At 74.0% G+C, this 17,564-nt stretch carries 14 protein-coding genes; 12 read left to right on the top strand and 2 right to left on the bottom strand.

The genetic code is table 11. The features are described from left to right. The first annotated feature begins 43 nt into the window (after positions 1-43). The 7 genes from GY42_RS12780 (at position 44) to GY42_RS12750 (ending at position 4,874) form a co-directional block, all read left to right on the top strand. Positions 44-745, top strand: coding sequence for an NADPH-dependent F420 reductase (locus GY42_RS12780; protein ID WP_152667315.1), 702 nt, complete (start codon positions 44-46; stop codon positions 743-745). Between the two features lie 111 nt (positions 746-856). Beyond that, entirely contained in the window at positions 857-1,324 is a 468-nt protein-coding gene (locus tag GY42_RS12775) for a hypothetical protein (RefSeq protein ID WP_046530949.1), read from the top strand. 43 nt (positions 1,325-1,367) lie between these two features. Further along, on the top strand, positions 1,368-1,865 hold the full coding sequence (locus GY42_RS12770) for a GNAT family N-acetyltransferase (protein ID WP_046529620.1): 498 nt from the start codon (positions 1,368-1,370) through the stop codon (positions 1,863-1,865). Positions 1,866-1,982: 117 nt separating this feature from the next. Continuing rightward, positions 1,983-2,651, top strand: coding sequence for a YceI family protein (locus GY42_RS12765; protein WP_046529619.1), 669 nt, complete (start codon positions 1,983-1,985; stop codon positions 2,649-2,651). A gap of 44 nt (positions 2,652-2,695) precedes the next feature. Continuing rightward, positions 2,696-3,199, top strand: a complete 504-nt coding sequence (locus GY42_RS12760; RefSeq protein ID WP_046529618.1) for a sigma-70 family RNA polymerase sigma factor — start codon at positions 2,696-2,698, stop codon at positions 3,197-3,199. Then, positions 3,196-3,957, top strand: a complete 762-nt coding sequence (locus GY42_RS19695; RefSeq protein ID WP_052748379.1) for an anti-sigma factor family protein — start codon at positions 3,196-3,198, stop codon at positions 3,955-3,957. The genes GY42_RS12760 and GY42_RS19695 overlap by 4 nt, the downstream gene beginning before the upstream one ends. Positions 3,958-4,121: 164 nt before the next feature. Continuing rightward, the gene (locus GY42_RS12750) at positions 4,122-4,874 is read left to right on the top strand and encodes an HAD-IIB family hydrolase (RefSeq protein WP_046529617.1); all 753 of its coding nucleotides are present in this window, start codon (positions 4,122-4,124) and stop codon (positions 4,872-4,874) included. A gap of 88 nt (positions 4,875-4,962) precedes the next feature. Here the strand turns inward: GY42_RS12750 and GY42_RS12745 are convergent, their stop codons facing one another. Further along, complete coding sequence (locus GY42_RS12745) at positions 4,963-6,156, bottom strand: NAD(P)/FAD-dependent oxidoreductase (protein WP_046529616.1); 1,194 nt, start codon at positions 6,154-6,156, stop codon at positions 4,963-4,965. 157 nt (positions 6,157-6,313) lie between these two features. Here GY42_RS12745 and GY42_RS12740 point away from each other — a divergent pair, with 157 nt between their 5' ends. Both GY42_RS12740 and GY42_RS12735 read left to right on the top strand, forming a co-directional pair. After that, a complete protein-coding gene (locus GY42_RS12740; protein WP_046529615.1) occupies positions 6,314-6,859 on the top strand; it encodes an RNA polymerase sigma factor in 546 nt (181 codons plus the stop codon). Beyond that, on the top strand, positions 6,856-7,644 hold the full coding sequence (locus tag GY42_RS12735) for a hypothetical protein (protein WP_046529614.1): 789 nt from the start codon (positions 6,856-6,858) through the stop codon (positions 7,642-7,644). Before GY42_RS12740 ends, GY42_RS12735 begins: the two co-directional genes overlap by 4 nt. A gap of 102 nt (positions 7,645-7,746) precedes the next feature. Here the strand turns inward: GY42_RS12735 and GY42_RS12730 are convergent, their stop codons facing one another. After that, entirely contained in the window at positions 7,747-9,267 is a 1,521-nt protein-coding gene (locus tag GY42_RS12730; protein WP_046529613.1) for a cellulose binding domain-containing protein, read from the bottom strand. 345 nt (positions 9,268-9,612) lie between these two features. Here GY42_RS12730 and GY42_RS12725 point away from each other — a divergent pair, with 345 nt between their 5' ends. The 3 genes from GY42_RS12725 to GY42_RS19140 are packed head-to-tail and all read left to right on the top strand — an operon-like array spanning position 9,613 to position 17,158. Beyond that, the gene (locus GY42_RS12725; protein WP_152667314.1) at positions 9,613-14,712 is read left to right on the top strand and encodes a SpvB/TcaC N-terminal domain-containing protein; all 5,100 of its coding nucleotides are present in this window, start codon (positions 9,613-9,615) and stop codon (positions 14,710-14,712) included. Further along, positions 14,634-16,667: a polymorphic toxin-type HINT domain-containing protein gene (locus GY42_RS19615; RefSeq protein ID WP_330217863.1), complete on the top strand. Its 2,034-nt coding sequence runs from the start codon at positions 14,634-14,636 to the stop codon at positions 16,665-16,667. The genes GY42_RS12725 and GY42_RS19615 overlap by 79 nt, the downstream gene beginning before the upstream one ends. Next, positions 16,619-17,158, top strand: coding sequence for a hypothetical protein (locus GY42_RS19140; RefSeq protein ID WP_152667313.1), 540 nt, complete (start codon positions 16,619-16,621; stop codon positions 17,156-17,158). Before GY42_RS19615 ends, GY42_RS19140 begins: the two co-directional genes overlap by 49 nt. Positions 17,159-17,564 lie beyond the last annotated feature (406 nt).

Raw genomic sequence — 17,564 nt, 5'->3', positions numbered from 1 at the left:
ACGTTGTAGGTCTGCAGCGACCGTAGCCGTCGTCAGGTGTCTTCTGCAACGTTGTAGATCCGGTCGGAGGAACACGTCCGCCGCCCGGTCGGTTGTGGCGTCAATGACCACCTACGGAATCATCGGGGCCGGACACATCGGCAGCCAGGTCGCCCGCGCCGTCATCGGCCAGGGTCACGACGTCGTCATCGCGAACTCCCGGGGGCCGCAGACCCTCACGGAGCTCGTCGCCGAGCTCGGGCCGCGCGCCCGCGCCGGCACCGCGCAGGAGGCCGCCGAGGCCGCCGAGGTCGCGGTCGTCACCGTGCCGCTGCAGGCGATCCCGACGATCCCCGTCGAGCCGCTCGCCGGCAAGATCGTGCTCGACACCAACAACTACTACTGGGAGCGCGACGGCCGCATCGAGGCCCTCGACCGCGGCGAGACCACGGTGTCCGGCATGCTCCAGGAGCACCTGCCGACGTCGAAGGTCGTCAAGGCGTTCAACCACATCATGGCCGCCGACATCACGACCGACGGCTTCCCCGCCGGGTCGCCGCAGCGGCGCGCGCTCGCGACGTCGAGCGACCACCCCGAGGCCGTCGAGCACGTCGTCGCGCTGTACGACGCGCTCGGCTTCGACGCGGTCGACGTGTCGCCGCTGAGCGAGTCGTGGCGCGTCGAGCGCGACCGGCCCGCGTACGTCGTGCGGCAGGACCGCGACGAGCTCGTCGCCAACCTCGCCCGGGCACCCCGGACCATCTGACGTCCCCGCGCCCGCGGACGGTGGTAGCCCCGCCGCCCGCGGGCGCGACGGTCGTCACACCGGGCCCCCGGGCGGGGGTGGCGTGCGGCGCCCGACGTACCCTTGGACCTCGTGGCGACCCTCTCCTCCCTGTCCCGTCAGCACGTCCTCCAGGCGATCGAGGAGTACGACCAGCGCGGTGAGGACTCCTTCCTCGCCGTCTACGGCTTCGCCCCGCAGGGTGCGTGGAGCATCCAGCACGAGGGTCGCTCGTACGACCTGCCCGCGGTCGTCGGCGTCGCGCACCGGTTCGCGACCGGGCGCATCGCGACGGCCGACGACATCGCCGGCGCGCTCGCGATCGCGGCGGGGATCCTGCGCAAGCGCGGGTTCGAGGTGACCCAGCCGGGCGGCGCCCCCGCGGCGCGCACCTCGACCCGGGCCGCCGCCCCCAAGGCCCCGCGGGCTCCCCGCGCACCGCGCGCCGCCGCCGCGACGACGACCCGCCGCGCGACCGCGCCGGAGGAGAAGCCCGCCCCCGTGTGCCCCTCGTGCTTCATGACCCTGCCCGCCACGGGCGTCTGCGACACCTGCGGCTGAGCGCACCGCCGCGCGGGCGGCAACGGGCTTAGGGTCGGAGGTCGTGGACCTGCGACCCGAGCCCGCCGCCCCCGCCGACGCACCCGCGATCCACGCGCTGCGCCGGACCCTCGAGGACTGGATGGCGGACCGCGCCATCGACCAGTGGCCCGTCGGCTCGCTGCCCGCCGACCGCGTCGCCGCCCAGGTGGCGCGCGGCGAGTGGTGGGTCGTGCGCGACGCCGACGGCGTGCGCGGCACGCTGCGCGTGCTCGACACCGACCCCGACTTCTGGGGTGAGGACGACACGCCCGCGCTGTACCTGCACGGGCTGATGGTCGCGCGGCGCGCGAGCGGCACCGGGCTGGGGCGTGCGCTCGTCGAGTGGGCGCACGGCCGAGCGCGTGACGCGGGCGTGCCCTGGCTGCGGCTCGACCACCGCGCGTCCAACCCGCACCTCGACGACGTCTACCGGTCGTGGGGCTTCGAGGCCGTCGCCGAGACGGACCGGCCCGGGTTCGCGGTCGTGCTGATGCAGCGGCCGGTGCCGTCGGCCGGCTGACCGCGTCACCGCCTCGCGCCGGGACGAGTTCGCGCACCCGTTGAACCGACCGGCCCGCCGTCTCGTCGTAGGGGTGGAGGGGCCGGACGGGCCGCGGGGGCGAGAGAGGCGAGGGACATGCAGAAGCGGACGAAGGTGCTGGCCGGCGTGGGCGTCGGGGTCGTGGTGCTCGGGGGCGTCGCGCTCGCGGTCGGGCCCACGCTGTACGCGGACTGGGTCAACGGCAACGCCGACGCGGCGCCGACGATCGCCGCGAGCGCGGCCGCCGACCCCGTGACCCCGACGGACGGCACGTGGACCGTCGGCGCGGGCTCGTTCGCGGGCTACCGGGTCGACGAGGTGCTGCAGGGCAAGGACGTCACCGTCACGGGCCGCACCGAGAAGGTCACCGGCACCGTCACGGTCGCCGACGGCAGCCTCACGGCCGCGGAGGTCGACGTCGACATGGCGAGCATCGCGACCGACGAGCCGCCGCGCGACTCCTACTTCCGCGACACCGCGCTGCAGACCGGGACCTTCCCGACCGCGACGTTCACGCTCACCGAGCCGGTCGCGCTGGGCGACGGCGTCACGTCCGCGACGCTCACGGGCGACCTCACGATCCGCGGCGAGAAGAAGCAGGTGACCGTCGACGCGCAGGTCGCGGCCAGCGGTGACACCGTGCAGGTGGTCGGCTCGGTGCCGATCACGTTCGCGGACTTCGGCGTCGAGGCGCCCGACCTGGGCTTCGTGACGGTCGAGAAGACCGGCGCCGTGGAGTTCGACCTGCGCCTCGCGCAGTCCTGACGGCCCACCCGTCAGCGGGCACGACCGACGAGGGGAGGGGTGACGTGACGCCGGACGCCGACGAGCTGCTGCGCGCCGTGCACGACGCGCACGCCGACGCGCTGCACCGGTACGTCGCGCGCCTCACCGACGCCGCGCGCGCGCAGGACGTCGTGCAGGAGACGCTCCTGCGCGCGTGGCGGCACCCCGACGTGCTGACCCGGCCCGAGCCGTCGGTGCGGGCCTGGCTGTTCACGGTCGCCCGCAACCTCGTGGTCGACGACGCGCGGTCGGCCGCCCGGCGGCGCGAGCTGCCCACCGACGCCGTGCCGGACGCCCCGACGGCCGACGGCACGCAGGAGGCGCTCGACCGGTGGCTCGTCGCCGACGCGCTCGGTGCGCTGTCCGACGACCACCGCGCGGTCGTCGTCGGCGCGTACTACGGCGGCCGGTCGGTCGCCGAGCTCGCCGCCGAGCACGGCGTGCCGCCCGGCACCGTGAAGTCGCGGCTGCACTACGGGCTGCGCGCGCTGCGGCTGGCGCTGCAGGAGAGGGGAGTGACGTCATGACCGCCGACCCGTACCGGGAGTGGGACGCCGCGTACGTGCTGGGCGCCCTCGCGCCCGCGGAGCGGCGCGACTTCGAGGCGCACCTCGCCGGGTGCGCGCAGTGCCGCGCGGCCGTCGGCGAGCTCGCCGGCGTGCCCGGGCTGCTCGCGATGGTGCCGCCGGACGTCGCGCTCGCGCTGCCCGGCGAGCCGGCCGGGGCGCCCGCCGTCCCCGGGGCCGAGGCGTCGTCCGCCACGGACGACGACGGGTCGCCGGCCGTGGACGACGACGGCACCGGTGCGCGGGTCGTGCCGCTCGCGCGCCTCGCGGCCGTGGCCCGGCACCGCCGGGCCCGCCGTCGGCTCGCGCTCGTGGGTGCGGCAGCGGCGCTGGTCGTGCTGGGTGGGGTCGCGGGGTCGGCCGTGACGTCGGCGACCGCCCCCCGACCCGCGGCCGTCGCCGCCGACGCGCGCACGGTCGCGCTCACGCCCGTCGCCGGCTCGGGCGTCACGGCCGACCTCACGCTCGTCCCCGCGGGCTGGGGCACGCGCCTCGACTGGTCGTGCGCGTACGAGGCCGCCGAGCTGCCCGTCGGCGTCTACGAGATGGTGCTCGTCGGCGACGACGGCGAGCGGACCGTCGTCGCCACCTGGACCAGCACGGGTGAGCGCGAGGCGTCGGGCCTGGGTGCGTCGTCGGCGCTGCCGCTCGACGGGATCGCGCGCGTCGAGCTGGGCGTCGTCGGCATGGACCGGCCGCTGGCGGCGGGCGAGGTCTGACGCTCCCGGTCCGCGAGCGGCCCTCGCCGTCGAGGGCCAGCGGGTACCGTAGGCGGTCGCGAGGCCGGCGCCGGCCTCACGTCCACCGCGTGCGCCGTGCGCCGTCCCGGGCGGCCGCGCCGCGGCCCGGGGGCGTGTGCCACCGCCCGCCCCACGGAGGAGCCATGACCTACGAGCTCGCGCTGTTCGACCTCGACGACACCCTCGCGCCGTCGAAGAGCAAGGTGCACCCCGAGATCGTCGACATGATCGTCGCGCTCACGCGCGTCGCGCAGGTCGGCATCATCTCGGGCGGCCGCTTCGAGCAGTTCGACTCCCAGCTGCTGTCGTCGATCGACGACACCGCGGCCCTCGCGCGGCTGCACGTGCTGCCGACGTGCGGCACGCGCTACCTCGTGCACGACGGCGGCGAGTGGTCCGAGGTCTACAGCGAGCCGCTGACCGACGACGAGTCGCAGCGCGCCGCGCGCGCCGTCGAGGAGTCCGCGCGCGAGCTCGGCCTGTGGGAGGAGCACACCTGGGGCGACCGCATCGAGCTGCGCGGCAGCCAGGTGACGTTCTCGGCGCTCGGCCAGGAGGCCCCCGTCGACGCCAAGGCCGCGTGGGACCCCGACGGCGCCAAGAAGGAGAAGCTGCGGGCGGCCGTCGCCGAGCAGCTCCCCGACCTCGAGGTCCGCTCGGGCGGCTCGACGTCCGTCGACATCACCCGCAAGGGCATCGACAAGGCGTACGGCGTCAACCGGCTGCTCGCGCGCCTGGGTCTCGAGCCGGCGCAGGCCGTGTTCTTCGGCGACCGGCTCGACGAGGGTGGCAACGACTACCCCGTGATCTCGACCGGCGTCCCGTGCGTGGCCGTCGAGGGCTGGGAGGACACGCCGGCCAAGGTGCGCGCCGCGCTGCCCGAGGCGTTCGCCTGACCCGCACCACCACCACGTCCGTGAGGGGGCGTCGCCGCGCGTCGGCGACGCCCCCTCACGCCGTCCGGGCCCGTGCGGGACGTGCGCGTCAGGAGACCTTGCCCCGCAGCAGGCGGTGCCAGTAGACGAGCGGCTCGACGTGCCGGTCGAACAGGTACAGGGCCCGGCGCGGGCGCGTGAGGTCGGGGAACGGCACGGTCGGCTCGGCGCGGCCGTCGCGGTCGTGCTCCGCGAGCAGCAGCCGCGTGCGCGACGTCGTCACGGGTGCGACCGTGTACCCGTCGTACCGGCGGACCGGTGCTCCCGCGCGCTGCGCCGCGATGTTGTGCGAGACCACCGGCACCTGCTTGCGCAGCGCCCCGCCGGACGGCGACGTGCCGACGGTCGCGACGTCGCCCAACGCCCACACGCGGGGGTGCACGCGGTGCCGCAGCGTCTCGGGGTCGACGTCGACGAACCCGTCGGACCCCGCGCCGGCCAGCCCGCTCGCGGCCACCCACGCCGGTGCGCGGTGCGGCGGCGCGACGTACAGGGCGTCGTAGCCGAGCGTGCGCGGGCCGTCGGGCGACGCGACCTCGAGCGTGCGCCCCTGGCCGTCGACGCGCGTCACGGTGGTGCCGGTGCGCACCCGTACGCCGTAGCGCCGGGCCGCCGCGCGCAGCTCGTGGTCGGCTCGCGCGAGGCCCGCGAGCCGCGGGCCCTCGAGCAGCAGGTCGATCTCGACGTCGTCGAGCACGCCCGTGCGGCGCCAGTGGTCCGCCGCGAGGAACAGCGGCTTGAGGCCCACGGGCGCGCACGGCACGTGCCGGTCGGACACGACGAACACGGCCCGCCCCGAGGTCAGGCCGGACAGCATGCGCCACGTGCGCGGCGCATGGTCGACCAGGTAGCTCGTCGCGGCGTGCGGCGTCGCGAACGCCTCCCGCAGCCCGGGCATCGCGTCGTGGTCCACCTCGGACCCGGGGCACACGGCGACGTCGCGGTACGCGAGCCGCGTGCCGCCCGCCAGCACGACCTCGGCGGCGTCGACGTCGACGGCCGTGGCGCGGTCCGCGTAGCGGTGGACTCCGCGCGGCATCGCCCGCTCCTGCGGCCGGGTGAGGTCGTCGAGCGTCGCGGCGCCGCCCGCGACGTACGACAGCAGCGGCCGGTAGTGGTGCACGGCCTTCGGCTCGACGACGGCCACGTCACGGCACCCGTCGCGCAGCAGCTTCGCGGCCAGCGAGATGCCGGCGTTGCCGCCGCCGACCACCACGACGTCGTGCCGTCGGGCTGGGCTCATGGGGCACGCTCCGGGGCCGGGAGGACGGGTCCCCGTCACGCTAGGCGCCGACCGCGGGTCCCGCGCGCGGGGGCCGTGAAGCCGGGTGGGTGACGGTGCGCCGGGCATGCTGGAACCACGGCGACACACCCGCGCCCCTGCCGGACAGGAACGCAGCATGAGCCACCCCCGAGCCCCCGTGTTCGTCGACCTCTACGCACGCGCCTACGGCGACGTCGTCCGGTTCGCGCAGCGCCGTGCCGGCACGCACGCCGAGGACGTCGCGGCCGACGCGTTCCTCGTCGCGTGGCGGCGCCTCGACGAGCTGCCCGCCGACCCCGATGACGCCCGCGCGTGGCTGTTCGGCATCGCCCGCCACGTCATGCTCAACCACCGCCGCGGCGACGAGCGACGCATCGCGCTCGCCGTGCGCGTCGCGCAGGTCGGGCCGCCGCTCGTCACCGACGAGGACGCCGACCTGGTCGCGCACCGCGTCGACCTGGGGCGTGCGTGGCAGCGGCTGTCCGCGACGCACCAGGAGACGCTCGCGCTGACCGTCCTCGACGGCCTCGACGCACCCCGGGCCGCGCGCGTGCTCGGCATCTCGGCCGTGGCGTACCGCCTGCGGCTGTCCCGCGCGCGCCGTGCGCTGCGCGCCCACCTCGACCACCTGCCCGCGTCGTCGCCCGCGACGACGCCGCGCGAGAGGACCCCCGCACCGTGAACCGCACCGACACCGACACCCTGCTGCGCACGCTCGACGTCGCCGACCCGCACGTCGACCCCCGCTCGCCGCGCGCCCGCGCCGCGATGCAGCGCATCGTGCAGACCGACCCGGACGCCCGGCCCGACGTCCGCACCGCCCGGCCCCGCGCGCGGCGGCTCGCGCTCGCCGCCGGCGCCGTGGCCGCCCTCGCCGCGGGCGCCGTGGTGGTGCCGTCGCTCGTGGGCGGCGGCGACGCCGCGTACGCGACGTGGACCGCGACCCCCACCGAGGCGACCGTCGTGCAGCGCGCCGACGCCGGAGAGGCGTGCCGTGACGCGCTCGCCCGGTCGATCGCCCCCGCCGACGCCGACGCGCTCGCGGGCGCGTCGGTCGCGGTCGCGGAGCAGCGCGGCACCTGGACCACGGTCGTGCTCGCGGGTGACGGCGGGTTCGGCGGGCTCTGCGTCGACGACGGGTCCGCGGGGCTGTTCGACTCGATGTTCGGCTCGGCGGGCGTCGCCGCCGTCCCGGCGCCGTCCGCGCGCGGGGTCGTCGTGACCGACCTGGGCACGGGCTCGACGTCGGCCGGCGACCTGTCGCTCGTCGCCGGGAGCGTCGGTGACGAGGTCACGGGCGTGCGGCTGCGGACCGCGGGCGTCGGGGACGTCGACGCGAGCGTGCGCGACGGCCGGTTCGTGCTGTGGTTCCCGGGCGACGAGCTGCGGGACGCCAACGCGCAGGGCGTCGAGCTCGACGTCACGTACGCCGACGGGTCGACCGGGGCGGTGACGGTCGGGCTCTGACCTGCCGGCCTCGTGCCGCCGCCCCCGCGCCGCGGGTGCGCGGGGGTGTGAGGGGTCGCCGTCGTCCCGCGGCGGCGACCCCTCACACCCGTCGTGACCGGGTCACGTCGAGCAGGGGACCGGGCCGGACGTCGGTGGCGTGCCCGAGCCGATGAACCCGAAGGCGGTCGTCGCGCCCGCCGCGAGGGAGCCGTTCCAGGCCGCGTTCGTCGCGGTGACCGTCGAGCCCGTCGTCGTGACCGCTGCCGACCACGACTGCGTCATCGCGCCGTCACCCGGAAGCGTGAACGTCGTCGTCCAGCGCGTGAGCGGTGACGTCCCGGCCGTGACGTCGACCGTCGCCTGGTAGCCGCCGGGCCACGTGCTGCCGACCGTGAGCGTCGCGCGGCACGCGTCCGCGGACGTGCTCGTGGGGCTCGGCGTGGGCGTCGGGGACACGGTCGGCGTCGGGGTGGGGGACGGCGTCGGGGTGGGGGAGACCGTCGGGGTCGGGGACGGCGTCGGCCCGCCGCCGAGCCCCAGGCCCTCGAGCAGGTCGGTGAGCTGCGCCGCGATCACCCGGTGGTCGTGCACCGACGGGTGCCAGTCGCAGCCGCCGTAGTCGAGGCCCTCGCTGCCGTAGTACCAGGACGCGACGCGGTCGTCGCCGGCCGCGCGCCGCTCGTCGACGACGCGCTGCGCGAGGTCCTTCAGGTCGGTGCCGGTGTGCACGGACGTCGCGGAGACGACGAGCCAGGTGTCGTCGCCGTAGCGGTCGCGCAGGTCGTCGAGGAACCCGTGGTACGCCGCGACCCACGCCTCGCGCAGCGCGGCGGGCGTCGCCCAGGCCTCGCCCGCGCCGAGCGCGGTCGAGAAGTCGTTGATGCCCAGGCCGATGACGACCGCGTCGGGGTCCCACCCGGCGGCCGGCCCGCCGGCGGTGCCGGGGACGAACGGCAGCACGCGGTCGTAGTACGTGCGGTAGCTCGTGCCCGCGTCGGAGCCGGCGTAGTTGCGCACCATGCCTCGTCCCGAGAAGGCGTTGAGCTGGTAGTCCGCGCCCAGAGCGCGCGCCGTCAGGGCGCCGAAGCTGAGGTCCGCGTCGGTCGTGCGCGTGACCTGGTCGCCCGTGCAGGTGCGGCTGGTCGACGTGTTGCCGTACCCCACGGTGTACGAGTCGCCGACGTACTCGATCTGCAGGTCGCGCGGTGCGGGCGCGGGCAGCACGACGCTGCCGTCGTGCGGCACGAACCCGCCGAACGTGCTGGTCGCCCACGGGGCCTCGCTGCGCTTGACGACGCGCACGTCGTGCTCGCCCGCGGGCAGGCCGTCGACCACGTGCGTCGTCGCGCCGGGGGCCACGAGCGTCTCGACCGTGCGGCCGTCGACCTGGACGTCGTAGTCGCCCGTCGCGTCGTCGAGCACGATGCCGACGCCCGTGCCGCGGAACCGCCCCTCGAAGTACACGCCGGGCCACGCGTGCTGCCACGTGCCGCCGACGGGGAGCACGCGACCGGCGGTGCGGACGGTGTCGGCGAGGGCGGGCGTGGGCGGTGCCGCGCCCGGGACGGCCGCGGCACCGGGCAGCAGCGTCAGGCACGCGGCGAGGGCGGTGGCGGTCAGGGTGGCGCGCGAGGGTCGCACGGGCTCTCCTTCGGTTTCGACGGCGGACACCCGCCTTGGTACGCCGCCCGGCGCGGCACCGCAGCGGGTGAAGCGATTCGACGTCACGCACGTCCCGCGCAGGCGCCGCACCCGGACCTGAGGCCCCTTGACGCGCGACCGGCGACCTGCTGCGCGTACGGCCATACAGGTGAATCACAGCCCCCGCACATCTTTGCTGGTCACACGTCCTGTTCGCGGCCATGACAGTGCCGCTACGTTGTGCGGCAGTCGGGCACCCACAGCCCGTTGAACCAGGGGGCACACGTGGGCCGTGACGGGCTGCGTTCGTACGCGTCGATGCAGGTGGCCGGACGGCGTTCGGTGGTGGGAGCCGTCGTCCTGGCGCTCCTGCTGACCCTGGGGCTGGCGGTCCGTCCGCCCGAGGCGCGCGCCGAGGACCGGCCCGACGCCACGACCCTGCGGGCACGCGCCGAGAAGATCGCCCCCGACCGGGACGACGCCACGCGTCCGCTCGGTGCGCGCGAGGTGCGCGCGCCGCTGCGGGCGATGCAGCGCGCCCTGCCCAGCACCGCCCCCGAGCCGCCGCGGCTGCCCGCCGCGTGGTCGGGCACCGAGGCCGTCGCCGCCGAGGGCGCGGCCGACGCGCCCAGCGAGGGCGCCGACGCGGGCTCGCCCGTCGTGCGCGTGGGGCTCGCCCCGGGCGCCGAGGCCCCCGCCGCGACGGCCGAGGTCGCCGTCGACGTCCTCGACCAGCGCGTCGCGTCCGCGGCGGGCGTCCAGGGGGTGCTGCTGCGCGTCGGCACGCCCGTCGACCCCGAGGCACCGGACGGGCCCGCCGCGTCGCAGGACGCCGCACCGTCCGCCGGCACCGCGTCGGGCACGGCGCGCGTCGAGAACGCGTCGTTCGCCCCCGCGGCCCGCCGGATCGCGGCCGCCCCCACGAGCTCGCCCCGGCCGGACGCGGAGACCCCGAGCCCGGCGCCGTCCACGTCCGGCACCCCCACGGGTGCCCCGACGACGACCCCGACCCCCACGTCCGACCCGACGCCCGCTGCGCCGGCGCCCACGGACGCGCCGACCCCCGACGCGCCCCCGGCGGACGCGGGCACGACGCCCGAGGCCGCCGCGGCGCTCGCCGAGGCGCCGCTCGAGGTCGAGGTCGACTACGGCACGTTCGCGCGCGCCTACGGCGGCGCGTGGGCGTCGCGCCTGCGGGTCGTGAGCCTGCCCGACTGCGCGCTCACCACGCCCGACCGCGCCGAGTGCCGCGAGCAGACCCCTCTGGAGTCCCGCAACGACCTCGCGGCGTCCACCGTCACGGCCGTCGTCCCCGCGTCCTCCGCGCGCGTCATGGCCCTCGCCGCCGCCCCCGCGGGCGGCGCCGGGTCGTTCCAGGCGACGTCCCTCTCGCCGTCGTCGTCGTGGCAGGTGTCCGGGCAGACCGGCACGTTCAGCTGGGCGTACCCGCTGCGGGTCCCGCCGGCGCTGGGCGGCCCGGAGCCCGAGCTCGCGCTCTCGTACTCGTCGAGCGCGGTCGACGGCAAGGTCGCCTCGACCAACAACCAGTCGTCCTGGATCGGTGAGGGCTGGGACCTCGCGACCGGGTTCGTCGAGCGGCGCTACCAGTCCTGCGCGCAGGACCGCGGCGGCGCCGCGAACAACAAGGACCGGGTGACCGGCGACCTGTGCTGGATGAGCGACAACGCGACGTTGTCGCTCTCCGGCCACTCGAGCGAGCTCGTCAAGGACGCCGCCACGGGCACGTGGCGCCTCAAGGAGGACGACGGCACGCGCGTCGAGCGCCTCACGGGCGGCTTCAACGACGACAACGACGGCGAGTACTGGAAGGTCACGACGACCGACGGCACCCAGTACGTCTTCGGTCGCGGGCAGCGCTCGGCGACCGACACCACGAAGACCAACTCGGCGTGGTCCGTGCCCGTGTACGGCAACCACCCCGGTGACCCGTGCTACTCGCCGACCTACGCGGCGTCGTGGTGCATGCAGACCTGGCGCTGGAACCTCGAGTACGTCGTCGACACGTCCGGCAACTCGCTGACCACGACGTACGCGACCGAGACGAACGGCTACGGCCGCAACCTCGGCGAGGCCGTGTCGACGTACGTCCGCGGGGGCTACCCCGTGTCGATCGAGTACGGCCAGGTCGCGGGCACCGAGGCGTCGACGCCGGCGCCCATGCGCGTCGACTTCACCGTCTCCGAGCGCTGCCTGCCGACCTCCGGCGTGGCGTGCGACCCGGGCGCGATCGCGCCGGCCCAGGCCAGCGCGTGGCCCGACGTGCCGGCGGACCTCGTGTGCACGTCGACCACGTCGTGCCCGTCCGTGACGTCGCCCGTGTTCTTCTCGCGCAAGCGGCTGACGGGCGTCACGACCAAGGTCCGCTCGGGGACGTCGTACCAGGCGGTCGACTCGTGGACGCTCACGCACACGTTCCCCGACCCGGGCGACTCGACCGACAAGGCGATGTGGCTCGACCGGATCGGGCACAAGGGCATGGTCGGCACGGCCATCACGCTCCCCGACGTGAAGTTCGCGGGCACGCAGATGGCGAACCGCGTCGACACGCTCGGCGACGCCGGGCCGCCCATGAACCGGTTCCGCATCAACGCGATCGAGACCGAGACCGGGGCCCGCGTCTCGCTGAACTACACGCCGCAGGACTGCACCGTCGGGAACCTGCCGGCGTCGCCGGAGTCGAACACCCGCCGCTGCTTCCCCGTGCGCTGGCAGCCCGTGGGTGAGGGCGGCCCGATCGTCGAGTACTTCCACAAGTACCTCGTGAGCTCGGTCGTCGAGAACCCGAACGACGACGCGAGCCTGTCGGTGCAGACGGCGTACACGTACCACGGCGACGCCGCGTGGCGGTTCGACGACAACCCGTTCGTCCCCGAGTCCGAGCGCACGTGGAACGAGTTCCGCGGCTACGAGACCGTCGACGTGACGACCGGTGCGGCCACCGCGCAGCGCTCCATGACCCGCACGCGCTACTTCCGCGGCATGGACGGCGACCGGCTGCCGGGCGGCGGCACGCGCAGCGTGGCCGTCGACGGGATCGCCGACGTCGACCGGCTCAACGGGTTCGTGCGCGAGGAGGTCGTGTTCGACGGCCCCGGCGGCGCCGAGCTGTCGGGCACGCGCAACGTGCCGTGGGTGTCGGCCCCCACCGCGACGGGTGCCGACGGCAGCAGGGCGACGTACATCGGCGTCGGCACCGTCGAGGAGCGCACGGCCGCACCCGCGCTGCCGGGCGGCAGCCGCACGACGCGCGTCGTCACGACGTACGACCCGACGTACGGGGTCGCCACGCAGGTCGACGACCAGGGCGACGTGTCGGTCCCGGGGGACGACCGCTGCACCCGCATCGAGTACGTGCGGAACACCGCGAAGCACATCGTGGCGACCACGTCGCGCACCGAGGTCGTCGGCGTCGGGTGCGGTGCGACGCCCGCGCGGCCGGCCGACGTCATCAGCGACAAGCGGGTCGCGTACGACGGCCAGGCGGTCGGTGTCGCGCCGACCCGCGGCCTGGTGACGTCGTCGCAGAGCCTGTCGGGCTGGAACGGCTCCACGCCGACGTACACGACGGACGAGACCACGACGCACGACGTGCACGGCCGCGCCGTCAGCACGACGGACGCCCTGGGGGCCCGGTCGACGATCGCGTACACGCCCGCGACGGGCGGCCCGGTGACGGGCGTCGCGCAGACCACGCCGGACCCGGACGGCTCGGGGCCGCGCACGGCGATGACGACGACGACCGTCGTGCACCCCGCGTGGGGCACGCCGACCCGGCAGACCGACGCCAACGGCAAGGTCACGAGCGCGACCGTCGACGCGCTGGGGCGGACCACCGCGGTGTGGCTGCCCGGTCGCCCGCAGGCCTCGACGACCGCGAACATGACGTTCGCGTACACCGTCTCGGCGACGGGCCCGAGCTCGGTGACGACGCAGACTCTCACCGCCAAGGGCGACTACCAGAAGACCGTCGAGCTGTACGACGGCATGCTGCGCCCGCGGCAGACGCAGTCGGTGTCGACGTCCCGCGACAACCCGGGGCGCCTGGTCACCGACACCGGCTACGACAGCCGAGGCCTGGTGGCGTACGAGAACGGGCAGTGGTTCACGACGGGTGCACCGAGCGCGACGCTGGTGCGCGCGACGTCGGCCGTGCCGGCGCGCACCCGGTACCTGTACGACGGCGCGGGCCGCACGACGGCCGAGATCTTCGACGTCGGCGAGCAGGAGCGGTGGCGCACGACCACGACGTACGGCGGCGACCGCGTGAGCGTCGACCCGCCCACCGGCGGCATGCCGGAGACGTCGATCTCGGACGCGCGCGGGCAGCTCGTGGAGCTGTGGCAGTACACGGGCGACGCGCCGACCGGCGACCACGTGACCGCGACCTACGAGTACGACCGGGCGGGCCGCCGGACGGCCGTCACGGACGGCGCGGGCAACCGCTGGACCTACACCTACGACGTGCGCGGCCGGCAGGTCGCCACGAACGACCCCGACAAGGGCGCGTCGAGCACGACGTACGACGCGGCCGACCAGGTGGTCTCGACGACCGACGCGCGCGGCGTCACGTCCGTCGTGGTCCGCGACCTGCTGGGCCGTCCGCTCGAGCAGCGGCTCGGCACGGCGACCGGTGAGCTGCAGGCCTCCTGGGTGTACGACACGCTCGCCAAGGGCCAGCTGACGTCCTCGACCCGGCACGTGTCGGGCTCCGCGTACACGACCGCGGTCACCGGGTACGACGACGCCTACCGCCCCGTCGGGCAGTCGGTGACGATCCCGGCCGCCGAGGGCAAGCTCGCCGGCACGTACACCACGTCGTACGAGTACGCGCTCGACGGTCAGCGCTCGTCGGTGACGCTGCCCGCCGCGGGCAACCTCAAGTCCGAGAAGGTCACGACGTACTTCGACGCGCTGTCGGTCCCCGAGTGGATGGCCGGCAGCGGGCTCAACGGCGCGTACGTGTCCGGTTCGCTGTACGACGCGTACGGCGAGCTGCTGCGGTACTCCGCGGGCAACACGTACGTCGACTTCGTCAACTACACGTACGAGACGGGCACGCGACGCCTGTCGAAGACGTGGACGCAGCGCGAGGGCGTGTCCGGCTACGACCAGGACATCACGTACTCGTACGACGCCGCGGGCAACCCCACGTCGGTGGTGGACCGGCCGACCGGCAAGCCGGTCGACGCGCAGTGCTACCGGTACGACGGGCTGCAGCGCCTCACGCACGCGTGGACCCCGAGCAGCGCGAGCTGCACGGCGGCCCCGAGCGTGGCGGGGCTCGGGGGCCCGCGCCGTACTGGCGCGAGTACGGGTTCGACGTCGCGGGCAACCGCACGAGCGAGGTGCAGCGCACGTCCGTGGGCACCACGACGTACGCGTACACGTACCCGGCGGCGGGCCAGCCGCGTCCGCACGCGGTGACCGCGGTCACCGCGACGGGCCCCACCGGCACGACGACCAGCACGTACGGCTACGACGCGGCGGGCAACACCATCACCCGCAACCGTGCGGGCAAGCCCGCGCAGAGCCTCTCGTGGGACGCCGACGGGCGGCTCAAGCAGGTCAGCGAGTCCGGCTCGACCGCGGCCGGCACGTACGTGTACACCGCCGAGGGCGACCGGCTGGTGCGGCGCCAGGGCGGCGTCACGACCGTCTACCTGCCGGGTGGTCAGGAGCTCAACCTCACGGTGTCCACGGGCACGGTCACGGCGGTGCGCTACTACGAGTTCGGCGGCAGCACCGTCGCGGTGCGCACCGGGCCGAGCAACTCGGACGTCACGAGCCTCGTGAGCGACCCGCACCAGACCGCGAGCCTCGCGATCGCGAACGTGTCGCACGCCGTGACGGTGCGCCGCACCGACCCGTACGGCAACGCGCGCGGTGACGTGGCGGCCTGGCCGGGCGACCGCGGGTTCCTCAACAAGCCGACCGACACGACCGGCCTGACGCAGGTCGGCGCGCGGTACTACGACGCGGCCCTCGGCCGGTTCATCTCGGTCGACCCCGTCATGGACCTGGGCAAGCCCCAGCAGTGGGCCGCCTACACGTACGCCGACAACAACCCGATGACCTTCTGGGACCCGACGGGCATGCTCTCGTGGGGCAGCGCCTGGAAGTCCGTCAGGAACGCCGTCGGCAAGGGCGCGTCCGCCGTGGGCGGGTTCGTCAAGAAGTACCAGGCCGAGATCGTCGGGTTCGCCGTCGGCACCGTCGTCACGGCGGGGTGCCTCGCGGTGACCGCCGGCGCGGGCAGCGCCGCGTGCCTCGCGCTGGGTGGTGCCGCGGGCTCCGCCTCCACGAACCTGTGGAAGACGAAGGTCCAGAAGACGCAGAAGTTCTCGTGGCGGTCGTTGGCGCAAGACACCGCGATCGGCGGCCTGACGGCCGCGGTCAGCGGCGTCGCGGGCCGGGTCGTCATGAAGATCCCCGGGGTGCAGCGCGCCGTGACCTCGGCGGGCAGTGCGATCCGCGGGGCGGTCAACCGGCCCGTGAGCGCGATCTCGAACCGCGCGGCGAACCTCAAGCCGTCCGGGGCCAAGCCCAACGCGGCGCCGCCCTCGGCGAAGCCGGCCGCGAACGCCCCGGCAAAGCCGTCGGGTGCATCCTCGGCTAAGCCAGCCACCGAGAGCTCGCCCAGTTCGTCCGCGACTTCTTGCGCACTGCGAAACAGTTTCACCGCGTCCACGCCCGTCCTGATGGCGAACGGGGCCAAGAAACCGATCAAGGACGTCCAGGTGGGCGACCTGGTGATGGCGACCGACCCGAAGACGGGCCTGACGGGGTACCGCCCCGTGGTCAACCTGATCCGGCACTCGGGCGACCACACGATGGTCAAGCTCACCCTCGCCGACGGCACCGTGATCGACGCGACCGACAAGCACCCGATCTGGGACGCGGTCAAGCGCACGTTCGTCGACGCGGTGGACCTGAAGGCGGGCCAGAAGGTCCTCGCGGCCGGTGTCGCGATGACCATCGCCACCGCGTCCGTGTACTCGGCCGACCTCACGGCCTACAACTTCGAGGTCGCCGACCTGCACACGTACTACGTCGGCGAGACGCCGGTGCTGGTGCACAACTGCCAGGGCGAGGACGTCGACTTTGCTCAAGTTCGGACGCGAATCGAAGCACATGTCTCAGGGGGTCACGTCAATCCAGAGTCGGTAGGGTCGAAATTTGCGGACGATCTCACCACGGATGATCTGTTCGCGGGCCTGCTGGACCGGCTCCACCCTTCAAACATGACGGGCATTCGAAGCGCAGGAGGAGAACACCAGCACATTTTGAACTGGGCCGGCGCAGGCGCAAACGGTGAGGGGCGGGTAATGGTGTGGATGACACCTCGTGGGCATCTGGGCAGCATGTGGCCCATAAAGTAGGCGCCGTATTCGTAGGATTCAATATTCAAGAGCACCCTAAGCTTGGATATCGCAAGGAGGATCGAATCGATCTGGCGACCGCTTGGGACACGGACATCTATCAGGGCGCATTCATGGGGACTGCCATCCTGAGAATCGGGGAAGTTGACTTCGGCACACCCCCGTGGCGCAAGGGTTGGCGCGGGCTGGTCGAGTGGAGCCTCAATCTCGATTGCCTTTTGCAAGGAATTAGGGCCGATTCTGAGTGGGATATGATGTCGTACCCCGACGGCGTCGAATGGGCCCTGTTTCACCGCACCGGGGGGGCTTTGGAAGTCACTTGCTCGTTTGTTGAGAATGCCGCACGAGCCGAGGCGGGCGAACTGCATGACCGGATATTGCAGTTTCTTCATGCAACCATTCTGTGGTTCGACTCCAACTATCCTGCAGCTGTGAGAAACGCGGAGGCCAAGGGGTACTGGGAGCGTTTGAAGCTGTATCGAGAGATTTAGTCTCGACTGGACTTGAGTTCGTGGTCGTTTTGCGACTCTGGCACCCACGATTGTGTATTTGCGCCCGATGGTGCGCCCTTGATTCGTTTGGATCTGAAAAGACGTGTGAATCTTGACTCGGATTCTTGCTGAGGCTTTCTGGAAGGTCTGAGGTGGAGGGCTATGATGGTCTGGAATCGGCGCTTTGTCGGCCATGCGGGTGCCCTCGGAGTTGTCATCCTTGTGATGGGGGTGGGTGCGCCAGCTGCATCAGAACCATTGGGGCTTCTTCTTGGAACGGACGACGCTTGTCCCATAGCGCCGCCCGCGGGGGCGGCGTCGGTGGGTGAGGCGGCGGTGCTGGCCGCTGCGTGTGACGTGCCGGTGGAGGTGGTGGCCGAGCGCACGGCGTGGTCGAGCACGTTTG

It is taken from the genome of Cellulomonas sp. FA1 (genome assembly GCF_000986825.1).
In the GTDB taxonomy this organism is placed as follows: domain Bacteria; phylum Actinomycetota; class Actinomycetes; order Actinomycetales; family Cellulomonadaceae; genus Cellulomonas; species Cellulomonas iranensis.
This window is presented reverse-complemented; position numbering and strand designations above follow the sequence as displayed.